18 protein-coding genes and 4 pseudogenes are annotated in these 18,514 nt (G+C 63.3%); 10 read left to right on the top strand and 12 right to left on the bottom strand.

Features of this window, described 5'->3' with window-relative positions; genetic code table 11:
• Window positions 1–13: 13 nt before the first annotated feature.
• Both MBELCI_RS11415 and hrcA read right to left on the bottom strand, forming a co-directional pair.
• Window positions 14–574: a nucleotide exchange factor GrpE gene (locus MBELCI_RS11415; RefSeq protein WP_021694359.1), complete on the bottom strand. Its 561-nt coding sequence runs from the start codon at window positions 572–574 to the stop codon at window positions 14–16.
• 15 nt (window positions 575–589) lie between these two features.
• Window positions 590–1,654, bottom strand: coding sequence for a heat-inducible transcriptional repressor HrcA (hrcA, locus tag MBELCI_RS11410; RefSeq protein ID WP_021694358.1), 1,065 nt, complete (start codon window positions 1,652–1,654; stop codon window positions 590–592).
• Between the two features lie 134 nt (window positions 1,655–1,788).
• Between hrcA and rph the strand changes: the two genes are divergently transcribed.
• Genes rph through hemW form a run of 3 tightly spaced genes read left to right on the top strand, consistent with a single transcriptional unit; the run spans window position 1,789 to window position 4,257 of the window.
• Window positions 1,789–2,496 (top strand): ribonuclease PH, encoded by a 708-nt coding sequence (gene rph, locus MBELCI_RS11405; RefSeq protein ID WP_021694357.1) that lies wholly within the window; start codon window positions 1,789–1,791, stop codon window positions 2,494–2,496.
• Window positions 2,496–3,101 carry an RdgB/HAM1 family non-canonical purine NTP pyrophosphatase gene (rdgB, locus tag MBELCI_RS11400; RefSeq protein ID WP_200861270.1) on the top strand — a complete coding sequence of 202 codons (606 nt, stop codon included), beginning with the start codon at window positions 2,496–2,498 and terminating at the stop codon, window positions 3,099–3,101. Before rph ends, rdgB begins: the two co-directional genes overlap by 1 nt.
• Window positions 3,094–4,257 (top strand): radical SAM family heme chaperone HemW, encoded by a 1,164-nt coding sequence (gene hemW / locus MBELCI_RS11395; RefSeq protein WP_021694355.1) that lies wholly within the window; start codon window positions 3,094–3,096, stop codon window positions 4,255–4,257. Before rdgB ends, hemW begins: the two co-directional genes overlap by 8 nt.
• 9 nt (window positions 4,258–4,266) lie before the next feature.
• Here hemW and MBELCI_RS11390 read toward each other — a convergent pair whose 3' ends face one another.
• From MBELCI_RS11390 to hemJ, 7 genes and pseudogenes are all read right to left on the bottom strand, one after another.
• Window positions 4,267–5,148: a ParB/RepB/Spo0J family partition protein gene (locus MBELCI_RS11390; RefSeq protein ID WP_045320062.1), complete on the bottom strand. Its 882-nt coding sequence runs from the start codon at window positions 5,146–5,148 to the stop codon at window positions 4,267–4,269.
• Between the two features lie 8 nt (window positions 5,149–5,156).
• Window positions 5,157–5,938, bottom strand: a pseudogene (locus MBELCI_RS11385) (ParA family protein).
• The gene (gene rsmG, locus MBELCI_RS19920; protein ID WP_081698562.1) at window positions 5,931–6,557 is read right to left on the bottom strand and encodes a 16S rRNA (guanine(527)-N(7))-methyltransferase RsmG; all 627 of its coding nucleotides are present in this window, start codon (window positions 6,555–6,557) and stop codon (window positions 5,931–5,933) included. The pseudogene MBELCI_RS11385 and the gene rsmG overlap by 8 nt, the downstream one beginning before the upstream one ends.
• Window positions 6,557–8,413, bottom strand: coding sequence for a tRNA uridine-5-carboxymethylaminomethyl(34) synthesis enzyme MnmG (gene mnmG / locus MBELCI_RS11370; RefSeq protein WP_045320061.1), 1,857 nt, complete (start codon window positions 8,411–8,413; stop codon window positions 6,557–6,559). Before mnmG ends, rsmG begins: the two co-directional genes overlap by 1 nt.
• Before the next feature lie 12 nt (window positions 8,414–8,425).
• A complete protein-coding gene (gene mnmE, locus MBELCI_RS11365) occupies window positions 8,426–9,709 on the bottom strand; it encodes a tRNA uridine-5-carboxymethylaminomethyl(34) synthesis GTPase MnmE (protein ID WP_021694349.1) in 1,284 nt (427 codons plus the stop codon).
• Window positions 9,710–9,731: 22 nt separating this feature from the next.
• Window positions 9,732–11,006 (bottom strand): transcription termination factor Rho, encoded by a 1,275-nt coding sequence (gene rho / locus MBELCI_RS11360; protein ID WP_021694348.1) that lies wholly within the window; start codon window positions 11,004–11,006, stop codon window positions 9,732–9,734.
• Between the two features lie 135 nt (window positions 11,007–11,141).
• Window positions 11,142–11,591: a protoporphyrinogen oxidase HemJ gene (gene hemJ, locus MBELCI_RS11355; RefSeq protein WP_021694347.1), complete on the bottom strand. Its 450-nt coding sequence runs from the start codon at window positions 11,589–11,591 to the stop codon at window positions 11,142–11,144.
• Window positions 11,592–12,009: 418 nt separating this feature from the next.
• Between hemJ and MBELCI_RS11350 the strand changes: the two genes are divergently transcribed.
• The 4 genes and pseudogenes from MBELCI_RS11350 (at window position 12,010) to dnaQ (ending at window position 14,703) form a co-directional block, all read left to right on the top strand.
• Window positions 12,010–12,609 (top strand): Maf family protein, encoded by a 600-nt coding sequence (locus MBELCI_RS11350; RefSeq protein ID WP_021694346.1) that lies wholly within the window; start codon window positions 12,010–12,012, stop codon window positions 12,607–12,609.
• Window positions 12,606–13,505 (top strand): shikimate dehydrogenase, encoded by a 900-nt coding sequence (locus tag MBELCI_RS11345; protein WP_021694345.1) that lies wholly within the window; start codon window positions 12,606–12,608, stop codon window positions 13,503–13,505. The genes MBELCI_RS11350 and MBELCI_RS11345 overlap by 4 nt, the downstream gene beginning before the upstream one ends.
• A complete protein-coding gene (gene coaE / locus MBELCI_RS11340; RefSeq protein ID WP_045320053.1) occupies window positions 13,432–14,025 on the top strand; it encodes a dephospho-CoA kinase in 594 nt (197 codons plus the stop codon). The genes MBELCI_RS11345 and coaE overlap by 74 nt, the downstream gene beginning before the upstream one ends.
• Window positions 14,018–14,703: pseudogene (gene dnaQ / locus MBELCI_RS11335) on the top strand (DNA polymerase III subunit epsilon). The gene coaE and the pseudogene dnaQ overlap by 8 nt, the downstream one beginning before the upstream one ends.
• 3 nt (window positions 14,704–14,706) lie before the next feature.
• Here the strand turns inward: dnaQ and secB are convergent.
• Together secB and MBELCI_RS11325 are read right to left on the bottom strand one after the other, a co-directional pair.
• Window positions 14,707–15,252, bottom strand: a complete 546-nt coding sequence (secB, locus tag MBELCI_RS11330) for a protein-export chaperone SecB (RefSeq protein ID WP_021694342.1) — start codon at window positions 15,250–15,252, stop codon at window positions 14,707–14,709.
• A 53-nt stretch (window positions 15,253–15,305) separates the two neighbouring features.
• Window positions 15,306–15,785: an FxsA family protein gene (locus MBELCI_RS11325; protein WP_021694341.1), complete on the bottom strand. Its 480-nt coding sequence runs from the start codon at window positions 15,783–15,785 to the stop codon at window positions 15,306–15,308.
• A 136-nt stretch (window positions 15,786–15,921) separates the two neighbouring features.
• On the opposite strand from MBELCI_RS11325, the gene MBELCI_RS11320 reads away from it, so the two are divergent.
• From MBELCI_RS11320 to MBELCI_RS11310, 3 genes and pseudogenes are all read left to right on the top strand, one after another.
• Window positions 15,922–16,581: a Tim44/TimA family putative adaptor protein gene (locus tag MBELCI_RS11320; protein ID WP_021694340.1), complete on the top strand. Its 660-nt coding sequence runs from the start codon at window positions 15,922–15,924 to the stop codon at window positions 16,579–16,581.
• Window positions 16,578–17,608 (top strand): annotated as a pseudogene (gene mltA, locus MBELCI_RS11315) (murein transglycosylase A). The gene MBELCI_RS11320 and the pseudogene mltA overlap by 4 nt, the downstream one beginning before the upstream one ends.
• Window positions 17,608–18,210 carry a Smr/MutS family protein gene (locus MBELCI_RS11310; RefSeq protein WP_045320052.1) on the top strand — a complete coding sequence of 201 codons (603 nt, stop codon included), beginning with the start codon at window positions 17,608–17,610 and terminating at the stop codon, window positions 18,208–18,210. The pseudogene mltA and the gene MBELCI_RS11310 overlap by 1 nt, the downstream one beginning before the upstream one ends.
• Here the strand turns inward: MBELCI_RS11310 and MBELCI_RS11305 are convergent.
• Window positions 18,207–18,514: pseudogene (locus MBELCI_RS11305) on the bottom strand (MFS transporter); the annotation flags it as partial. The gene MBELCI_RS11310 and the pseudogene MBELCI_RS11305 overlap by 4 nt on opposite strands.

Raw genomic sequence — 18,514 nt, 5'->3', positions numbered from 1 at the left:
GCTACTGATTTTTTCAGCTTTCTTTCATCGACGAGACGCCGACCTGCGCGGGGCGCAGCAGGCGGTCGTGCAGCATGAAACCTTGCGTCGCAACCTGAATGATTTCGCCCGCCTTGGTCCCCGGTACGGGCGCTTCGAACATCGCCTGATGCTGCTGCGGGTCAAATTTGTCGCCCACTTTAGGGTCGATCGGGTGGATGCCGTGCTTTTTGAAAACGCTCAGAAGCTCGCGCATGGTCAGCTCGATCCCCTCGATCAGCGCCTTTTGCGCTTCGCGCTGATCCTCGGCGATGGCGTTGAGGGCGCGGGAGAGGTTATCATGCACCGGCAACAGATCGCGCGCCAGCTTGGAGCCGCCGTAATTCTCGGCCTCGCGCCGATCCCGCTCGGCCCGCTTGCGGGTGTTCTCGGCATCGGCCAGGGCACGGATGAAACGGTCGCGGATCTCGTCGCGCTCGCGCTTGAGCATCTCGAGATCGTCCGACCCCTCGGCGGCCTCGGCGCTCACTTCGCCGTTCTCGTCGACCTCCGCGGCCAGTTCGTCGAGGCTGCGCGGTTCGTCCTGTTCTGCCATTGCTGTCTTTCCCCTTCAGGAGCGGTCGGACACGAGGCGCCCGACCAGCTGTGCGGTGTAGTCCACGATGGGCACGATCCGCCCATAATTGAGTCGGGTCGGCCCGATGACGCCCACGGCGCCGATAATCTTACGGTCGGCGTTCATATAAGGAGAAACAACCAAAGAGGAACCCGAAAGTGAGAAAAGCTTGTTCTCGGAGCCGATGAAAATCCGTACCCCGTCGCCCTCTTCGGCGAGGTCGAGAAACTGCGCGATGTCGCGCTTGCGCTCCAGATCGTCGAACAGCGTCCTGATGCGGTCGAGATCGGCCTCCTCGCCTGCCTCGCCCAAGAGATTGCCGCGACCGCGCACGATCAACCTCTCGCTCTGCTCACCGGGATTGACCCATGTGGCGAGGCCGGCTTCGACCAGATCGGCGGCAAGCCGGTCGATCTCCTGCCGCCGAGTGGCGATTTCACGTGAAATCACGCCAGCCAGTTCGCGCAAGGTATGACCGCCCGCGATGGCGTTGAGGAAATTCGCCGCCTCGCGCATTGAGGACGGGGTCTGGCCCTTGGGCGGGGCAAAAATGCGGTTCTCGACATGGCCGTCCGCGAAGACCAGCACCACCAGCGCCCGCTCGGCCGAGAGCGACACGAACTCGATATGCTTGATCGGGGCTTCGTGCTTGGGCGTGAGCACGAGGCTCGCTCCATGGGTGATGCCCGACAGCGCATGGCCCACCCGATCGAGCAGGGAGGCCACGTCGCCATCCGCCTCCTGCATCGAGGAATCGATGCGGCGGCGGTCCTCGCCGTCGAGATCCCCGACCTCGAGAAGCCCATCGACGAACATCCTCAACCCGGTCTGGGTCGGAATCCGGCCGGCGCTGATATGCGGGCTGCCCAAGAGGCCCAGATGCTCGAGATCCTGCATGGTGTTGCGAATCGTCGCGGCCGAGACCTTTTCCGACATATGCCGGGTCAGCGTCCGTGACCCCACCGGGGCCCCGGTTTCGAGATAACCTTCGACCACGCGCCGAAACACCTCGCGCGAGCGGTCGTTCATGTCCTCGATACGGGGCGATCTGTCTGGCATCGCGGTCAGGGTTCCTTGCGGGGCATGGCACCATAGGGGCGGGTCGGGGGCGAGGTCAATGCGGCCCCGCGGCGGCCTTGGATTTGTGGTCGGCAAGGCGTATGCGCAAGCCCGACACATGAAAGGATGACACTATGCGCCCCTCCGGACGGACCCCCGACGCGCTGCGCGCCGTCGAGATCGAAACGGGCTTCAACTGTCACGCGGAAGGTTCCTGCCTGATCCGTGTCGGCCAGACCCAAGTGATCTGTACCGCCACCGTCGAGGAGCGCGTGCCGCCCTTCAAGCGCAACTCGGGCCAAGGTTGGGTCACGGCGGAATACGGCATGCTGCCGCGCGCCACAAACAGCCGGATGCGGCGCGAGTCCAAGGACAAGCAGTCGGGCCGCACGCAGGAGATCCAGCGCCTGATCGGGCGGTCCCTCCGGGCCGGAGTCGATTTCCATGCGCTCGGCGAGCGGCAGATCACCATCGACTGCGACGTGATTCAGGCCGATGGCGGCACCCGCTGCGCCGCGATCACCGGTGGCTGGGTCGCCATGAAGCTCGCCGTTCAGAAGCTGATGAAGGCGGGCCTCGTGAAGACCGATCCGCTGGCCGAGCCGGTCTCGGCAGTCAGCTGCGGTCTCTATGCGGGGCAACCCGTGCTCGATCTCGACTATCCCGAAGACAGCGAGGCTGGCGTTGACGGCAATTTCGTGATGTCGGGATCGCGCCTGATCGAGGTACAGATGTCGGCCGAGGGCTCGACCTTCACGCGCGAACAGATGACCCAGCTGCTGGATCTGGCAGAGGCGGGATGCGCCGAGCTGGGCCGCGCACAGCTCGCGGCGATCGCATGATGCGCCGCTTTGCCGAGACCTCCCTCGTCGTGGCTACGCATAATACGGGCAAGCTCGATGAATTTCGCGCGCTGTTGTCGCCCTATGGCGTCACGGTGACGGGCAATGCCGATCACGGCCTGCCCGAACCCGAAGAGACGGAGCAGAGCTTTGTCGGCAATGCCCGGATCAAGGCCCGCGCCGCCGTCGCGGCGACCGGGCTTCCGGCGCTGGCTGACGATAGCGGGCTCGAGGTCTTCGATCTCGATGGTCAGCCCGGTGTCTATACCGCCGATTGGGCCGAAACCGGCGAGGGCCGCGATTTCGACATCGCAATGGAGCGGGTGCATCGCGAGCTCGAAGCCTCGGGTCGCCCTGCTCCGCACCGGGCCCGGTTCTGCTGCACCCTCGTGCTGGCTTGGCCCGATGGCCATGAAGAGGTGTTCGAGGGTCATGCTGCCGGCACGGTCACATGGCCGATGCGCGGGGCGCGCGGTCACGGATACGACCCGATCTTCGTGCCCGAGGGCCACGAGATCACCTTTGCCGAGATGGACACCGATACGAAGAACGCCATGAGCCACCGCGCCCGCGCGGTGGAGAAGCTGCGGGCCTGTCTTGGCTGAGGCTCTCGAAAACTGGCAGAGGGGCGGTTTTGGCCTCTATCTGCATTGGCCCTTCTGCCAAGCCAAATGCCCCTATTGCGACTTCAACAGCCATGTTGCCCAAACGGTCGATCAGGATCGCTGGGCAGCGGCCTATCTGAGCGAGTTGGATCGGCTTGCCGAGGAGACCGGGGATCGGATCTTGGGATCGGTGTTCTTCGGTGGTGGCACACCGAGCCTGATGGAGCCGCGCATCGTCGGTGCGATCCTGGATCGGATCGGTCGCCGCTGGCGGCTTCGCAACGATGTCGAGGTCACGCTCGAGGCCAACCCGACGTCGATCGAAGCGGACAGGTTCGCAGGCTACCGCCAAGCCGGCGTCAACCGCGTGTCCATGGGAATGCAGGCCTTGAATGACAATGACCTCAGGCGGCTTGGCCGATTACACTCTGTCGCCGAAGGGCTGCGGGCCTTCGATATTGCGCGAAATGCCTTTGATAGGATCAGTTTCGACCTGATCTACGCCCGGCAAGATCAGACGCCCGAGCAATGGTCCGCCGAATTGGAACGCGCTCTCCAGCTATGTGCGGATCACCTGTCGCTCTATCAATTGACGGTGGAAGACGGGACAGCCTTTGGTGATCGACTGGCGCGTGGTGGGTTAAGAGGACTGCCTGACGAGGATCGGGCGGCGGAGATGTACGAGATCACCCAAGCCCTGACGACGTCAGCGGGTCTTCCAGCGTATGAAGTGTCGAATCATGCTGTTCCAGGGGCGGAAAGCCGGCATAACATGGTGTATTGGCGCGCTGGCGACTGGGTCGGTATCGGACCCGGCGCCCATGGTCGACTTGGGATCGCTGGTGCTCGACTGGCAACCGAAGCCCCGAAAGCTCCGGGTGCCTGGTTGCGGGACGTCGAGGCCGATGTTGCTGGAGAGCTCCCGCGTGTACCGCTGGAGCCCGTCGAAGCTTTCGAGGAGACCATCATGATGGGTCTCCGGCTTCAGGAAGGTGTGGCAATTCCCGAGCGTGCCCCGGTCAATTCCAAGGATTTCGCTAGCCGGGTCCAAGGCCTGGAGGACCTTGGTTTCCTTCGCCGAGTTGAGGACCGGCTGATCGCGACGGAAGCTGGTCGGCCGATCCTGAACGCTCTACTGCGCGAACTTCTGGCGTGAACCCGGGGGTCACCCCCCGGACAGGAGCCGAAGAAGATCGTCGAGTTGTTCGAGATCTCGGTAGCGCAGCGTTACTTTGCCACCCTCGCCTTGAGGATCGTGATCGATGCTTACCGGCATCCGCAGGGTGGCCGAGATATCACTTTCGATCTGAACGGTGTCCGCGTCCTTTGAGGATTTGCGCGCGGATCTTACGGTCGGTGCCTTCCCCGGTTTGCGCACAAGGGATTCGGCATCGCGCACCGACATCCCCTTGAGCAGCATTTGCCTAGCAAGGCTTGACGCCTGCTCGTTCCCGACGAGCGTCCGGGCATGGCCGGCAGTCAACTGGCCGGAGGTCAACATTTCTTGCACGTCATCCGGGAGCGACAGAAGCCGCATAAGGTTGGCAATATGGCTGCGGCTCTTGCCGAGCGCACTTGCCAGTTGTTCCTGGGTATGACCGAAGCGGTCCATCAGCTGCCGATAACCCGCGGCCTCGTCTATGGCGTTGAGGTCCGCGCGCTGGATGTTCTCAATGATAGCGACTTCGAGAACTTCGGTATCGCTGTATTCTCGGATGAGTACTGGCAGTTCATGCAGCTTGGCGAGCTGCGAGGCGCGCCAGCGACGTTCGCCTGCCACAATCTCGAAATACCCTTCGCGGGATGAATCGCGCCGTACGATCAGCGGTTGGATGACGCCTTTTTCGCGAATGGAGGCAGCGAGTTCGTCGAGAGCGGTTTCATCGAAATGACGCCGTGGCTGGTCCGGGTTCGGACGGATATTTTCGATCGGAACCATCATGTCGGGACGTCTCGCCTGCTCTGCGGTGCTTTGATCCTGCGTAACATCGGCCATGAGAGCCGAGAGCCCTCTGCCCAGCCCACGTGCCTTTTGCTTCTCAACCATGTCCGACATCACCCCTCGCGTTGGATCACTTCTGCGGCCAGATCGAGATAGGCCTTGGTCCCCGCGCAGGCGGGATCATAATCAAGCACCGGCATCGCATGAGATGGCGCTTCGCTCAACCGCACATTGCGCGGGATGACCGTCTTGAATACCAAGTCCCCAAGGGTTTCTCGGGCGTCTGCTTCGACCTGTTGCGACAGATTGTTGCGCCTGTCGTACATGGTCAGAACGATCCCTTCGATGCGGAGGGATTTATTCGCAGATCCGCGGACTTCTCTCAGTGTAAGCATGAGCTGCGATAGTCCCTCGAGAGCGAAGAATTCACTCTGCAGCGGCACGATGACAGAAGCGGCCGCAACCATGGCATTGATGGTCAGAAGGTTGAGCGCCGGGGGACAGTCTATAAGGACATAGTCATACTCTACTCTATCCTGCAGCAGTTCCTTCAAACGTCTGCGCAGAATGCGGCTCCGGTCGGCCGAAGACATGAGTTCGACATCGGCGGAACTGAGATCGGTCGTGGCAGGTATGATATCCAAACCCACAACTTGAGTCCCGTGGACACCAGCACTCGCTTTGCCGTTTCCAAGAAGCAGGTCATAGGTGGTCGAGCGCCGATCGCTACGAGCAAGCCCGAGCCCTGTCGAGGCGTTGCCCTGTGGATCCATATCGATCAATAGGACCTTCCGCCCAGCTTTTGCCAAGCGGCGCCGAGATTGATCGCAGTAGTGGTCTTGCCCACGCCGCCTTTCTGGTTCGCCAATGCGATAATGTGGCAGGTGTCAGGCATGTTGCAGATCACTAATCAGGAGGACGCGGGCAGCGTCGTCAGTGCAACTGACGTATCTGCGAACGTTGAAAGTCCAATTGCGTTTGGCGTTCGAGATTTCAGTCTCATGAGACTGCCCTTTCAGGAACACGCATTGCCCATTTTGAACGAGATGTCGGTTGGCGTAGCTGAGCAGCATATCAAGAGATCCGAGTGCACGCGCACTAATGACACCAGCTTTTAGAGGATCGATGTCTTCGACGCGGCCTGTATGGACTTTTACGTTGAGATCAAAGGTGCGGGCCGCTGTACGGAGAAAAGTGGCTTTTCGATTATCGCTTTCGATCAGTTGAAATTGCAATTGTGGTGCAATGGATCTTGCCGCGATCGCAAGGACGATACCTGGAAGACCGCCTCCGGAGCCAATATCTATCCAGTTGACGGTATCATTCGGGAAAAATGCAGCCAGTTGCAAGCTATCTTCGATATGCCGTTTTTCGAGATGCTCAAGATCGTTTCGAGAAACTAAATTGATAATCGGCGACCACTTCCTCAGTAGTGCCATATATTCTGCTAGTGCTTCGCTTGTTTCACGTGAAACACTTGGTACGGCTAGCGGAGCAGGATCCTCAATTACCATCACGCAGCCGCCCGCCGACTGGCACCCATCAACAACAAGAGGCCGGCAGCAGTCATGCCCTCAATGCGCCCGGCTTCGCCAATAGACCGGGGTCGGATACTCTCAAGCTTGCCGCGGAGTTCTGAAGAAAGACCGGCGATAAGAGAATAATCTAGATCGGCCGGCAGATGACGACCCTCGTCACGCCGAATAGCTTCGGCGTCGCGATCTTGGCGCTGCAGGTAAGCAGCGTATGTTGCCTCATTCTTCAATTGTACCGCCGTGGCCCGGTCGACATCCTGCAACGTAGGATCGATCGACAACAGCATATCAAAATCGATCTCGGCAAGCGTCAATGCTGCCAATCCCGACTTGGCTGGTCGATCCGGATTCAGGTTAGCTCCGCGTGCCGCGAGTTCGGCCGCTGGAAATGTCTTGGAACCAAGAACCGCGCGCCCTGCCTGCAATTTGTCCATCTTGTCCTGAAAATGGCTCCAACGCTGATCACCAATGCACCCAACCGTTCGCCCGGCTTCTGTCAACCGCTGATCGGCATTGTCAGCACGAAGAGAAAGGCGGAACTCTGCTCGTGACGTAAACATACGATAGGGTTCAGTCACGCCCCGCGTGATCAGATCGTCGATCATCACGCCGATATAAGAACTGGTTCGGCTGAAGACGATCCCATCTCGGCCAAGCGCCGTCGCAGCTGCCGCTGCACCAGCGGCGCAGCCCTGTGCAGCAGCTTCTTCATAACCGGTCGTGCCGTTAATCTGCCCAGCAAGGTAAAGCCCAGGCACCTCCTTGAGTTCAAGGCTGCTGTTCAGGGCGCGCGGGTCGACATAGTCATACTCGATGGCATATCCCGGTTGTTCGATTTCGACACGTTCGAGGCCCGCCATGCTTCTGATGAAGCTCTCCTGCACATCGAGCGGCAATGATGTCGATATCCCGTTAGGATAGACCGTATCCGTGCCTAACCCTTCGGGCTCTAGGAAGACTTGATGGCTGTCCTTTTCGGCGAAGCGTACAACCTTGTCTTCGATAGAGGGACAGTATCGGGGACCGGATCCAGTGATATTGCCACTATGCATAGCGGACTTGGTCAAATTCGCACGAATGATGTCGTGGGCGGCAACATTGGTATGGGTAATACCACAGGCGATCTGACGCGCTTGAGGTTGCTCATTCAGAAAGGACAACATCACCGGATCATTATCACCCGGCTGCGAATCCAAACGTGACCAGTCTATCGTCCGTCCGTTCAGACGGGCGGGAGTTCCGGTCTTCAGACGCCCCATGCGCAGGCCGAGACTCATGATCCGATCGGCCAACCGGTTCGAAGCATTGTCACCGAACCGGCCGCCCACGCGGGTCTCACCACCGAAATGAAGCATGCCATTGAGGAAAGTACCGGTGGTCAGAATGACCGCTTGCGCATGTAGCCGTTGGCTCTCTGCTAGTTCGACTCCACAGACGCGGCCGTGTGCTTCAACAAGATCGGTCACCTCGCCTTCGACGATATCCAGACCTTTGATCTGTCGCAGTTCAACCTGCATCCGCTCGCGATACAACTGACGATCTGCTTGCAACCTTGGGCCTTGAACCGCAGGGCCTTTCTTTCGATTAAGGAGGCGGTATTGGATCCCGGCAACATCCGCGACGCGTCCCATCAACCCGTCGAGTGCGTCGATCTCGCGGACCAAGTGTCCTTTCCCAAGACCTCCGATCGCAGGATTACACGACATAACGCCAATCGTGGCGGCCTTCATCGTGATAAGCGCCGTTCGGGCACCCATGCGGCTGGCTATAGCCGCAGCTTCCACGCCGGCATGTCCCCCGCCAACCACGATAATATCGTAGGTTTCATGTTTCACGTGAAACACCCCCTATTTGCCGATGCAGAAGCTCGAAAATATTTCGCCAAGGATGTCTTCCACATCGACCCGGCCGACCAAAGTGTCAAGTGTTCTGACCCCAAGGCGCAGCTCTTCCGCCGCAAGATCGAGCGCCCCATGAGATTCAGAGACAATGGAAAGGCAACGCTCCATATGCTCCACTCCCACAGAGAGCGCTTCGCGATGGCGTTCGCGTATGGCAACCCCGGCTCCCAGCGCGCGTGATGACAGACGGTCCGAGATGGCCGACAGAAGTTCGTCGACACCCGCCCCAGTCAGGCCGGAAACTCCTGAAAGGCCAGGGGAATATCGGTCACAGCGACCAATCCGAACGATGTCTTTCGGCCCCTCGGTGACGGTATCGATTTCTTCCGGAGTGACCAAATGCACCCTTACATCAGCCTGCTGCGCGCGCTCGCGTGCCCGCGCGATCCCTATCGCCTCGACGGCATCCGTCGACTCCCGCAGGCCCGCCGTATCGAGAAGCGTCACAGGAAGCCCACGGAGATCCATCCGGACCTCGATCACGTCCCGCGTCGTGCCTGGCACGTCGGAGATGATTGCCGCCTCGCGTCCGGCCAAGTGATTAAGCAAGGTAGATTTGCCCATGTTCGGTGCACCGATGATGGCGACCTCAAACCCGTCCCTGATGCGTTCCGCCGCGACGACACCGTCCATTTCGACCTGCATCGCCTGCCGACAGCGTTCGAGGGTCGCGGTAACCTCAGGCGTGACATCGACAGGCACGTCCTCTTCGGCGAAATCGATAACGGCCTCGAGCAGAGCCATGGCCCGCAACAGGTCTCGCTTCCACTGATCGGCCTTTCGGCCAAGCCCACCGGACATCACCCGCATCGCCTGCCGCCGCTGCGCTTCGGTTTCGGCATCGACCAGATCGGCCAGCCCCTCGACCTGCGATAGATCGAGGCGACCGTTCTCCAAGGCCTGCCGCGTGAATTCTCCCGCCTGGGCCAACCGAAGCTCCGGCTGCTCGGACAGTTCCCTCAACACGACATCTATGACGGCGCGGCTGCCATGCAGATGAAGCTCCACGACCCCGGCCCCGGTAAAGCTGCGCCCTTTGGCAAAGGTCAGCACCAATGCCTCGTCCAGGACCTCACCCGCCATGTTCCGAACCACTCTCAGTCCTCGGCCATGCTCGGGGAGCGATCCGGTCAATCTTTCGGCCACCATACGCGCGGCGGGACCCGAGATCCGGATCACCGCGACGCCCGCGCGCCCGCGCGCGGTCGCCAGGGCATAGATCGTATCCATGGCCATGCCTTGCGATCTCGCGTCAGGTGTTCATGGAGTCGAAGAAATCGGAGTTCGTCTTGGTCTGCTTCAGCTTCGAGATCAGGAACTCGATCGCATCCGTGGTGCCCATCGGGTTAAGGATACGGCGCAGCACATAGGTTTTCTGCAGATCGATCTTCTCGACCAGCAGCTCCTCCTTGCGGGTGCCCGATTTGAGGATGTCCATCGCCGGGAAGACGCGCTTGTCGGCCACCTTGCGATCGAGCACGATCTCGGAGTTGCCGGTGCCCTTGAACTCTTCGAAGATCACCTCGTCCATGCGGCTGCCGGTGTCGATCAGCGCCGTTGCGATGATGGTGAGCGAGCCCCCCTCCTCGATGTTGCGCGCCGCACCGAAGAACCGCTTGGGCCGCTGTAGCGCGTTGGCGTCGACGCCCCCAGTCAGCACCTTGCCCGAGGACGGTACGGTGGTGTTGAAGGCTCGGCCCAGTCGCGTGATCGAATCGAGCAGGATCACTACGTCGCGCTTGTGCTCGACGAGGCGCTTGGCCTTCTCGATCACCATCTCCGACACGGCAACGTGCCGCGTTGCGGGCTCGTCGAAGGTCGATGAGACGACCTCGCCCTTCACGCTGCGCTGCATGTCGGTGACCTCCTCGGGCCGCTCGTCGATGAGCAGCACGATGAGATAGCACTCGGGATGGTTCTTCTCGATCGAGTGCGCAATGTTCTGCAGCAGCACCGTCTTGCCGGTGCGCGGCGGCGCCACGATGAGCGAGCGCTGGCCCTTGCCGATCGGGGAGACGAGATCGATGATCCGTGCCGAACGGTCCTTCGTCGCCGCCTCTTCCTCGACCTCCATCTTCAGCCGCTCGTCGGGATAGAGCGGCGTCAGGTTCTCGAAGGCGACCTTGTGGCGCGCCCGATCGGGATCCTCGAAATTGATCTTCTCGACGCTGCGCAGCGCGAAATAACGTTCGTTTTCATTGGGTTCGGCGATCACGCCCTCGACCGTGTCACCGGTGCTCAACGAAAACTGGCGGATCATGTCGGGCGAGACATAGATGTCATCGGGACCGGGCAGATAGTTGGCCTCGGGGCTACGCAGGAAGCCGAAGCCGTCCTGAAGCACCTCAAGCACGCCATCGCCGCCGATGACCCAGTCTTCCTCAGCCCGTTCCTTGAGGATGGCGAACATCATGTCGCCCTTGCGCATCGTCGAGGCGTTCTCGATCTCCAGCTCTTCGGCCAGCGAGAGAAGATCCTTCGGGCTCTGCGCCTTGAGATCGGCGAGGTTCAGGCGGTCCTGGGACATGGGAAACGGTCCTGTGGCAGCCCGCGGGCCGCTCTTGTCGGTCGTGAAAATGGAATCGCTTCGCCCGGACGGGCAAGCGGGAGAAGTCTTAGGCGGGGATAAGTCGCGCGTCAACGTCGCAGCGCGCCCATGGCCTCAGAACGGGCGGACCACCACCGCGACCACGATGAGCAAAAGCAGGAGCGTCGGCACCTCGTTGGCGATGCGGTAGCTGCGGCCCGCGCGGGTATTGGTGCCCGCGGCGAACTCCTTGAGGCGCTTGGAGAGCCAGCCATGCATTCCCGTCATCGCCAGCACCGCCGCCGCCTTGACCCAAGGCCAGCCCTGCGACCAGTCGACCACCCCAGTGGATATCAGCAACCCGCCGAAGATCCAGGTCGAGATCATCGCCGGCGTCATGATCAGCTTCAGGAGCTTGCGTTCCATGATCTGGAACGTGCGGTCCAGCTCTGTCCCCTTCTCGGCCCGCTCCGCGTGGTAGACGAAGAGCCGCGGCAGATAGAACATCCCGGCCATCCACGCCACGAAGGACAGGATGTGTCCGGTCTTTATCCACGGATAGGCGGCGGCAAGCAGGTCGGTCATTTCGATCCCTTTCTCGGACCGGCTCCTTCTCAAATGAATAAGGATAAAAGAAAAGATGATGATGGTAGTAGGGCGGTGGATAAGCGGCAGTTGACAGCATGTCCCCAGAGTCGTCCACAGGCTACGCGGACTCGACGATGCCGAGGAACGACTCGGCTACACCGGTCAAACCCATGATATAAAATGAAAAATATTTATCACTTGCCGCATGTCCCAACCGAGTCGTGATCTTGACTCGGGCATTTGCCCACAATTGCCCCCAGCGAGGCTCTTGTCCTCGTCCCCCGTGGATAACTCGCTGAGTCGCAAAGCCGACTCACCCCGCTTGTCCCGAGTCGCGACAGGGGTCACAACTCTCCACCGAGTCGTCCTTATGATTCGATCCCGATTCCTCCCTAGAGTCGTCCACAGGCCCGCCATGACCCAAGCCCTCGTCCTCGCCTCCGGATCAGAGATCCGCGCCAGCCTCCTGCGGCAGGCCGCGATCCCCTTCGAGATCGAGAAAGCCCGCATCGACGAAGCCGCGCTGAAGGCTGCGCTTCTCGCCGAGGACGCACCGCCGCGCGATCTCGCCGACAAGCTCGCGGAGATGAAGGCGCTCAAGGTCTCGGCCCGCCACCCCGGGGCGCTAGTGCTCGGCTGCGACCAGGTTCTCGCCCTCGGCGGAGAGGTGTTCTCCAAACCCGAAAGCCCCGAGGACGCGCTAGACCAACTCACCCGCCTCTCGGGCCGCACGCATCAGCTCCTCTCGGCCGCCGTGGTCTGCCTCGACGGGGAACCGATCTGGCGCCACGTCGGGGTGGTCCGGCTCGACATGGCCAAATGTTCGGAGAGCTATCTGCGCGATTATGTCGACCGCAACTGGGCCTCGATCCGCCATTCGGTCGGCGGCTACAAGCTCGAGGAAGAGGGCGTGCGCCTGTTCGTGCGAGTGATGGGCGATTATTTCACGGTGCTGGGCCTGCCCTTGGTCGAGCTGATCAACTGGCTGGTTCTGAGGGGAGATCTGCAAAGATGAGCGCGCATCGCATTCCGTTGGCCGGGGTCATCGGCGCTCCGATCGCCCATTCCCGCTCACCCCGGCTTTTCGCGCATTGGTTCGGCGCCATGGGGATCGCCGGGCATTATGTGCCCTTGCATATCGAGCCCGCCAACTTCGAGCAGGGCGTGCGCGCCCTGCCCCTGATGGGGTTTCGCGGCACCAACGTGACGCTGCCGCACAAGCTCGCGGCGCTGCAGATCGCCGATCACCTCAGCGACCGCGCCCGCCGCATCGGTGCGGCCAACACTCTGACCTTCCGCGAGGACGGCATCCACGCCGACAACACCGACGGTCATGGCTTCCTTGAAAATCTGCGGCAGTCGGCGCCCGGCTGGTCCGCGGCGGACGGCGCGGCGGTGGTGTTGGGCGCGGGCGGTGCCGCGCGCGCCGTGCTCGACGCGCTGGTCGAGGCCGGCGCCCCCGAGATCCGCCTCGCCAACCGCACCCGCGCCCGGGCGCAGGCGCTGGCCGAGGCGTTCGGCCCGAGGATCCGGGTGATCGACTGGGTCGAGGTTCCCGAGGCTCTCGATGGATCGGCGACGGTGGTCAACACCACCTCGCTGGGCATGGAGGGCGCCGATCCCTTCGATCTCGACCTTTCCGCCCTGCCCCGCGACGCGCTGGTGACCGATCTTGTCTATACGCCGCTCGACACACCGATGCTGATCGCGGCGCGGGCGCAAGGCTGCCGCACGGTCGACGGGCTGGGGATGCTGCTGCATCAGGCCGTACCGGGGTTCGAACGCTGGTTCGGCGCCACGCCGGAGATCACGGAGCCACGCGCGCGGCGGTGCTGGGATGATTTTCCGTCTCGGCCTCACCGGCTCCATCGGCATGGGAAAATCGACCACGGCGGCGATGTTCGCGGATGAGGGGCTGCCGGTCTGGGACGCCGATGCCGCCGTGCACCGGCTTTATGGTCCCGGCGGTGCGGCGGTTGCACCGGTGGGCGCGGCCTTTCCCGGCGCGATCGAGAGCGGCGCGGTGTCGCGTGACCGGCTCAAGGCGATCATCGCCGCCGACGCCACGGCCCTGCCCCGCATCGAGGGGATCGTGCATCCGTTGGTGCAGGCCGACCGCGAGGCTTTCGTTGCCGCGCAATCTGCGGAGATCGTGGTGCTCGACGTGCCGCTGCTGTTCGAGACCGGCGGCGAGGCGGAGATGGACGCCGTCGTGGTGGTCACCGCGCCGCCGGAGGTTCAGGCCCCGCGCGTGCTCGTCCGCCCCGGCATGACCCGCTCTCAGTTCGACGCGATCCTCGCGCGGCAGATGCCCGATCTTGAGAAACGCGCTCGTGCCGATTACTTGATCGAGACCGTGAGCCTCGACGCGGCCCGCGCCAGCGTGCGAGATGTCATCGAGCGGATCAGGAGACAGCTGGGTCATGCGTGAGATCGTACTCGACACCGAGACCACCGGATTCGAGCCGGCGGAGGGCGACCGCATCGTCGAGATCGGCGCGGTCGAACTGCAAGGCCACATGCCCACGGGCCGCACTTATCATCAATATATCAATCCCGAACGCTCCATGCCCAAGGGCGCGTTCGAGGTGCATGGACTCGGTGACGATTTCCTGCGCGACAAGCCGAAATTCGCCACCATCGCGCAGGACTTTCTCGACTTCATCGGCGATGCGCGGCTGGTGATTCACAACGCCGCCTTCGATATGAAATTTCTCAACGCCGAGCTGGGCTGGGTGAACAAGCCCAAGATCCCGATGGACCGCGCCCTCGACACGCTGGCCATCGCGCGCAAGCGGTTTCCCGGCTCGCCCGCCTCGCTCGACGCGCTGTGCCGCCGTTTCGGCATCGACAACGCGCGCGCACGCTGCACGGCGCGCTTCTCGATAGCGAGATCCTCGCCGAGGTCTATCTGGAGCTGATTGGCGGTCGGCAGCCCGATTTCGCGCTCAAGGTGGCGCAGGGGCGTGGTGGCGACGCGGAAGCCGATTGGCGCCCGCGCCCGCGCCCGGTGCCGCTGCCACAGCGGATCACCGGGGATGAGGCCGCCGCCCATGCCGCCTTCGTGGGGGGCTTGGGCGACGCTGCGCTCTGGAAGAAGTTCAGCTAGGCCTCACGCGGTGCCCGACGGGCCCTGCTCGGCCTCGGCTGCCTTCTGGGCCTGCTGCTGCTGTGCGCGGCGCTGAAGCTCGTTGCGATAGAGCTGCAGGAAGTCGATCTGCTCGAGGTTCAGCGGCGGGAAACCACCGTCGCGGGTCACGTCCGAGACGATCCGGCGCAGATAGGGGAAGGTCATGCGCGGGCATTCGATCAGCAGGTAGGGGTGCAGCTGATCGTCCGGCACGCCGGAGATCTGGAACACGCCCGCATATTCGATCTCGAACAGGAACAGCGGCTCGCCCGATTCCTTGGCCTTCGAGGTGATGTTGAGCTTGGTGATGACCTCGTACTGGCCCTCGGCCCCGCGCTTGCGGGCATCGAGATTGACCTGCACCGAGACCTCGGGCTGCAGGTCGCCGGTAAGGCCCTTCTGCGCCAGCGCGTTCTCGAAGGACATGTCGCGGATGTACTGCGCGACGATGCGCTGCGTCACCTTGGGCTGCTGTGCGGCCTGATCGTTGGCCTGAGGGGTCGCGGGGGCGTCGGGCGTGTCGGTCATGAAGATCCTCCGGTGTCAGTTGCACGAATGTCTAGCAGCCCCGTGGTCGCCCCTCAATGGCGGGTCCAGCCCGAAGGATGCGTCGGCGCGCGGCCCTCGCCCAACTCCTGGAATTCGCCGTCGATCACCGTATCGCGCGGCGCACGCGGGCCGGGCTCGGGCCGTGACCCCATCTCGAAGCTGGCCACCTTCACCTTGTCCTTGAGAAGCCGGAACACCCGCGCCCGCACCGCCGGGATCAGGAGCGCAAAGCCACAGGCATCGGTGAAGAACCCCGGCGTCAGCAACAGCGCGCCCGCGAACAGGATCATCGCCCCGTCGGCCAAAGGCCGCGAGGGATCCGACAGTTCGGACATGGAACGCTTGAGCCGATCGAGCGCCAAGAGCCCCTGCCCACGCACCAGCGCGGTGCCCGCGATCGCGGTCAGCACCACGATCAGCAGCGTCGGCCAGAGCCCGATCAGCCCGCCGATCTGGATGAACAGGCCGATCTCGATCAGCGGCACGGCGAGAAAAGCGATGAAGAGCCACATGGGCGGTCTCCCGATGGTCTGTGATCGTCCCGCCGCGACGATCTGCGCCGGGGCGTTGGTGGACTTGAAGGTTCGCGTGGCTTACATAGGTGCCACATGGGTCCGGTGCGAGGCCCGTGCTGACAAGAGGCCCAGAATGAACTCTCCCATCATCCAGCTTCTGGTGCTCGCAGGCATCGCGATATTCCTGATTCTGCGGCTGCGCGGTGTGCTGGGCACGCGCGAGGGTTTCGAGAAGCCGAGCCTTCCCGCACAGACCGAAAAGCGTCGTCCCCGCCCCGAATTCGAGGTGATCGAGGGCGGCCCCGATCGCGATATCACCGATCACGTGCCCGAGGGCAGCGACACTGCCAAGGCACTCTACGCGATGAAGGCGGCAGACCCGGACTTCAACCTGAGCGAGTTCCTGCAAGGGGCTCGTGGGGCCTATGAGATGATCCTCATGGCCTTCGAGAACGGCGATCTCGAAAGCGTGAAGCCGTTTCTGTCGGAGGATGTCCATGAGGCGTTCGCCGAGGTGATCGCCGCGCGCGAGCGCGAAGGCCTCAAGGTCGAGGCGACCTTCGTGGGTCTGGGCGAGATCGCGGTGCGCGAAGCCAGCTTCGACGCCGCCAGCCGCGAGGGCGAGATCGCGGTGCGATTCACCGGTGAGCTGACCTACGTGGTGCGCAACACTGCGGGCGAAATCGTCGAAGGCTCCACCTCCGAGATCAAGCGCCAGCGTGATGTCTGGACCTTCGGCCGCATCATGGGCAACGAAGATCCCAACTGGAAACTGGTGGCGACCGGGGAATGATCCGGCGCGCGGCGGCACTGGCCTTGGCCCTCGGGCTGCCGCTCGCCGCGACGGCGAGTCCCAAGCTGCTCGGTTTCGAGCAGCTCCGCGGTTGGGCCGAGGACGATCACGCCGCCGCGCTCGAAACCTTTCTCGAAACCTGCCGCGACCTGCGCGACCGCGATTGGAAGGCGCTCTGCGCGCTGGCCCGCGAAACCGACGACGCGCGGGGTTTCTTCGAACTGTTCTTCCTTCCGGTGCTGTTTGAGGACGGGCGGGACGCGCTGTTCACCGGCTATTACGAGCCCGAGCTGCGCGGCTCCGAGGTGCCTGACGGACGATATGTCGCCCCGGTCTACCGCGTGCCCGACGATCTGCCCGCAGAGGGGCCATGGCTCACCCGGCAGGAAATCGACGAGGGCGGCGCGCTGTCCGGGCGCGGGCTCGAGATCGCCTATGTCGATCCGGTCGAGTTGTTTTTCCTGCAGATTCAAGGCTCGGGCCGGGTGCGGCTGCCGGGCGGCAAGGTGATCCGTCTCGGCTATGGCGCGGCCAACCGCCAGCCCTATTCCTCGATCGGTCAGGAGTTGGTGGCGCGCGGCGTCTACGAGCCGCATCAGGTCTCGGCGAGGTGATCCGCTCATGGGTGCGCCGCAACCCCGATGACGGGCGCAAGCTCCTGTGGACCAACCGTTCCTACGTGTTCTTTCGCGAGGTGAACGAGGTGCCGCCCGAGCGGGGCCCTCTGGGGGCGATGAACCGATCGATCACGCCGCTGCGCACGGTGGCCATCGATCCGGCTTATGTGCCGCTTGGCGCACCGGTCTGGATTGAGACCGAGGGCGAGGACGGGTTTCGCCGCCTGATGGTGGCGCAGGACACCGGCTCGGCGATCAAGGGCGCCCAGCGCGCCGACATCTTCTTCGGCACCGGGCGCATGGCGGGCAAGCGCGCGGGCCGGACCCGCGATACGGGGCGGCTGGTCATGCTGCTGCCGATCCAGCGCGCTTGGGACATGCTGCCGCAGACGCTGGCCGATCCGGCCTGATGGCGCGCAGGCCCCGGCACTTGTCGCCCGAGGAGCGGGCGTTGTGGGACAGCGTCGCGCGTCAGGCCGCGCCGATGCACAAGCGCCGTGCCGCCGCTCCCGCCCCCGAGGCCAAGGCCGCACCCAAACCGCCGGAGGTCGCCCCGTCCGAGCGCTTCGATCCCCTGCCCCGGTTCCGGGTCGGGCAGAAGGCCGATGCCGCACGGTCCGACGACCTGCTGCCGGGCCTGCGCGACCGGCTGCGCGCCGCGCCCGTGGCAATGGACGCCAAGGCGCATGGCCGCATGACGCGCGGCAAGCTCAAGCCCGAGGCCCGGCTCGACCTGCACGGCATGACCATGTCCGAGGCACATCCCGAGCTGGTGGCCTTCATCCTGTCGTCGCAGGCCATGGGCCGCCGTCTCGTTCTGGTGATCACCGGCAAGGGCCGTGAAAAGGACTACGAGGCGCCGATGCCGGTGCGTCACGGCGTGCTGCGCCATCAGGTGCCGCAATGGCTCGGGTTGTCGCCGCTCAGGCAAGCGGTGCTGCAGATCACCCCGGCGCATCTCCGCCATGGCGGCGAAGGCGCTTATTACGTCTATCTGCGTCGCGCCCGCTAGGCTGCGCGCGCCAATGCATCTGGCGCGGGCAAGAGCCGCGCGGCCCGGCGCACGCCGAGGGCCGCGAGCAGCCCAGCGAGGCCCAGATAGGCCGCGATCCCCAGCATCTGGTCCGGGAAATCGACGCCCCGGTCGATCAGCAGCCCGCTGATCCCCGGCCCCACCGCCGAGCCGAACACCATCACCGCGGCCGCCGCCGACTTGATCGCGCCGATATGGCGCGTGCCGTAGAACTCGGCCCAGAACGCGCCCGGAAGCACCGCCTGCGCGCCCGTGCCAAAGCCCAGCACCGCGAGGCCGAGCC

Origin of the sequence: Limimaricola cinnabarinus LL-001, from assembly GCF_000466965.1 — a bacterium.
Classification (GTDB): domain Bacteria; phylum Pseudomonadota; class Alphaproteobacteria; order Rhodobacterales; family Rhodobacteraceae; genus Limimaricola; species Limimaricola cinnabarinus.
This window is presented reverse-complemented; position numbering and strand designations above follow the sequence as displayed.

Bases quoted from the DNA above. Each gene is read 5' to 3' on its own strand.
- MBELCI_RS11415 (WP_021694359.1), bottom strand. From the start codon at position 574: ATGGCAGAACAGGACGAACCGCGCAGCCTCGACGAACTGGCCGCGGAG.
- mnmE (WP_021694349.1), bottom strand. From the start codon at position 9,709: ATGGATACGATCTATGCCCTGGCGACCGCGCGCGGGCGCGCGGGCGTC.
- rsmG (WP_081698562.1), bottom strand. From the start codon at position 6,557: ATGGTAATTGAGGATCCTGCTCCGCTAGCCGTACCAAGTGTTTCACGT.
- rho (WP_021694348.1), bottom strand. From the start codon at position 11,006: ATGTCCCAGGACCGCCTGAACCTCGCCGATCTCAAGGCGCAGAGCCCG.
- MBELCI_RS11345 (WP_021694345.1), top strand. From the start codon at position 12,606: ATGAGCGCGCATCGCATTCCGTTGGCCGGGGTCATCGGCGCTCCGATC.
- rdgB (WP_200861270.1), top strand. From the start codon at position 2,496: ATGCGCCGCTTTGCCGAGACCTCCCTCGTCGTGGCTACGCATAATACG.
- coaE (WP_045320053.1), top strand. From the start codon at position 13,432: ATGATTTTCCGTCTCGGCCTCACCGGCTCCATCGGCATGGGAAAATCG.
- secB (WP_021694342.1), bottom strand. From the start codon at position 15,252: ATGACCGACACGCCCGACGCCCCCGCGACCCCTCAGGCCAACGATCAG.
- MBELCI_RS11325 (WP_021694341.1), bottom strand. From the start codon at position 15,785: ATGTGGCTCTTCATCGCTTTTCTCGCCGTGCCGCTGATCGAGATCGGC.
- MBELCI_RS11310 (WP_045320052.1), top strand. From the start codon at position 17,608: ATGGCGCGCAGGCCCCGGCACTTGTCGCCCGAGGAGCGGGCGTTGTGG.
- hemJ (WP_021694347.1), bottom strand. From the start codon at position 11,591: ATGACCGACCTGCTTGCCGCCGCCTATCCGTGGATAAAGACCGGACAC.
- rph (WP_021694357.1), top strand. From the start codon at position 1,789: ATGCGCCCCTCCGGACGGACCCCCGACGCGCTGCGCGCCGTCGAGATC.
- MBELCI_RS11350 (WP_021694346.1), top strand. From the start codon at position 12,010: ATGACCCAAGCCCTCGTCCTCGCCTCCGGATCAGAGATCCGCGCCAGC.
- hrcA (WP_021694358.1), bottom strand. From the start codon at position 1,654: ATGCCAGACAGATCGCCCCGTATCGAGGACATGAACGACCGCTCGCGC.
- MBELCI_RS11390 (WP_045320062.1), bottom strand. From the start codon at position 5,148: ATGGTTGAGAAGCAAAAGGCACGTGGGCTGGGCAGAGGGCTCTCGGCT.
- MBELCI_RS11320 (WP_021694340.1), top strand. From the start codon at position 15,922: ATGAACTCTCCCATCATCCAGCTTCTGGTGCTCGCAGGCATCGCGATA.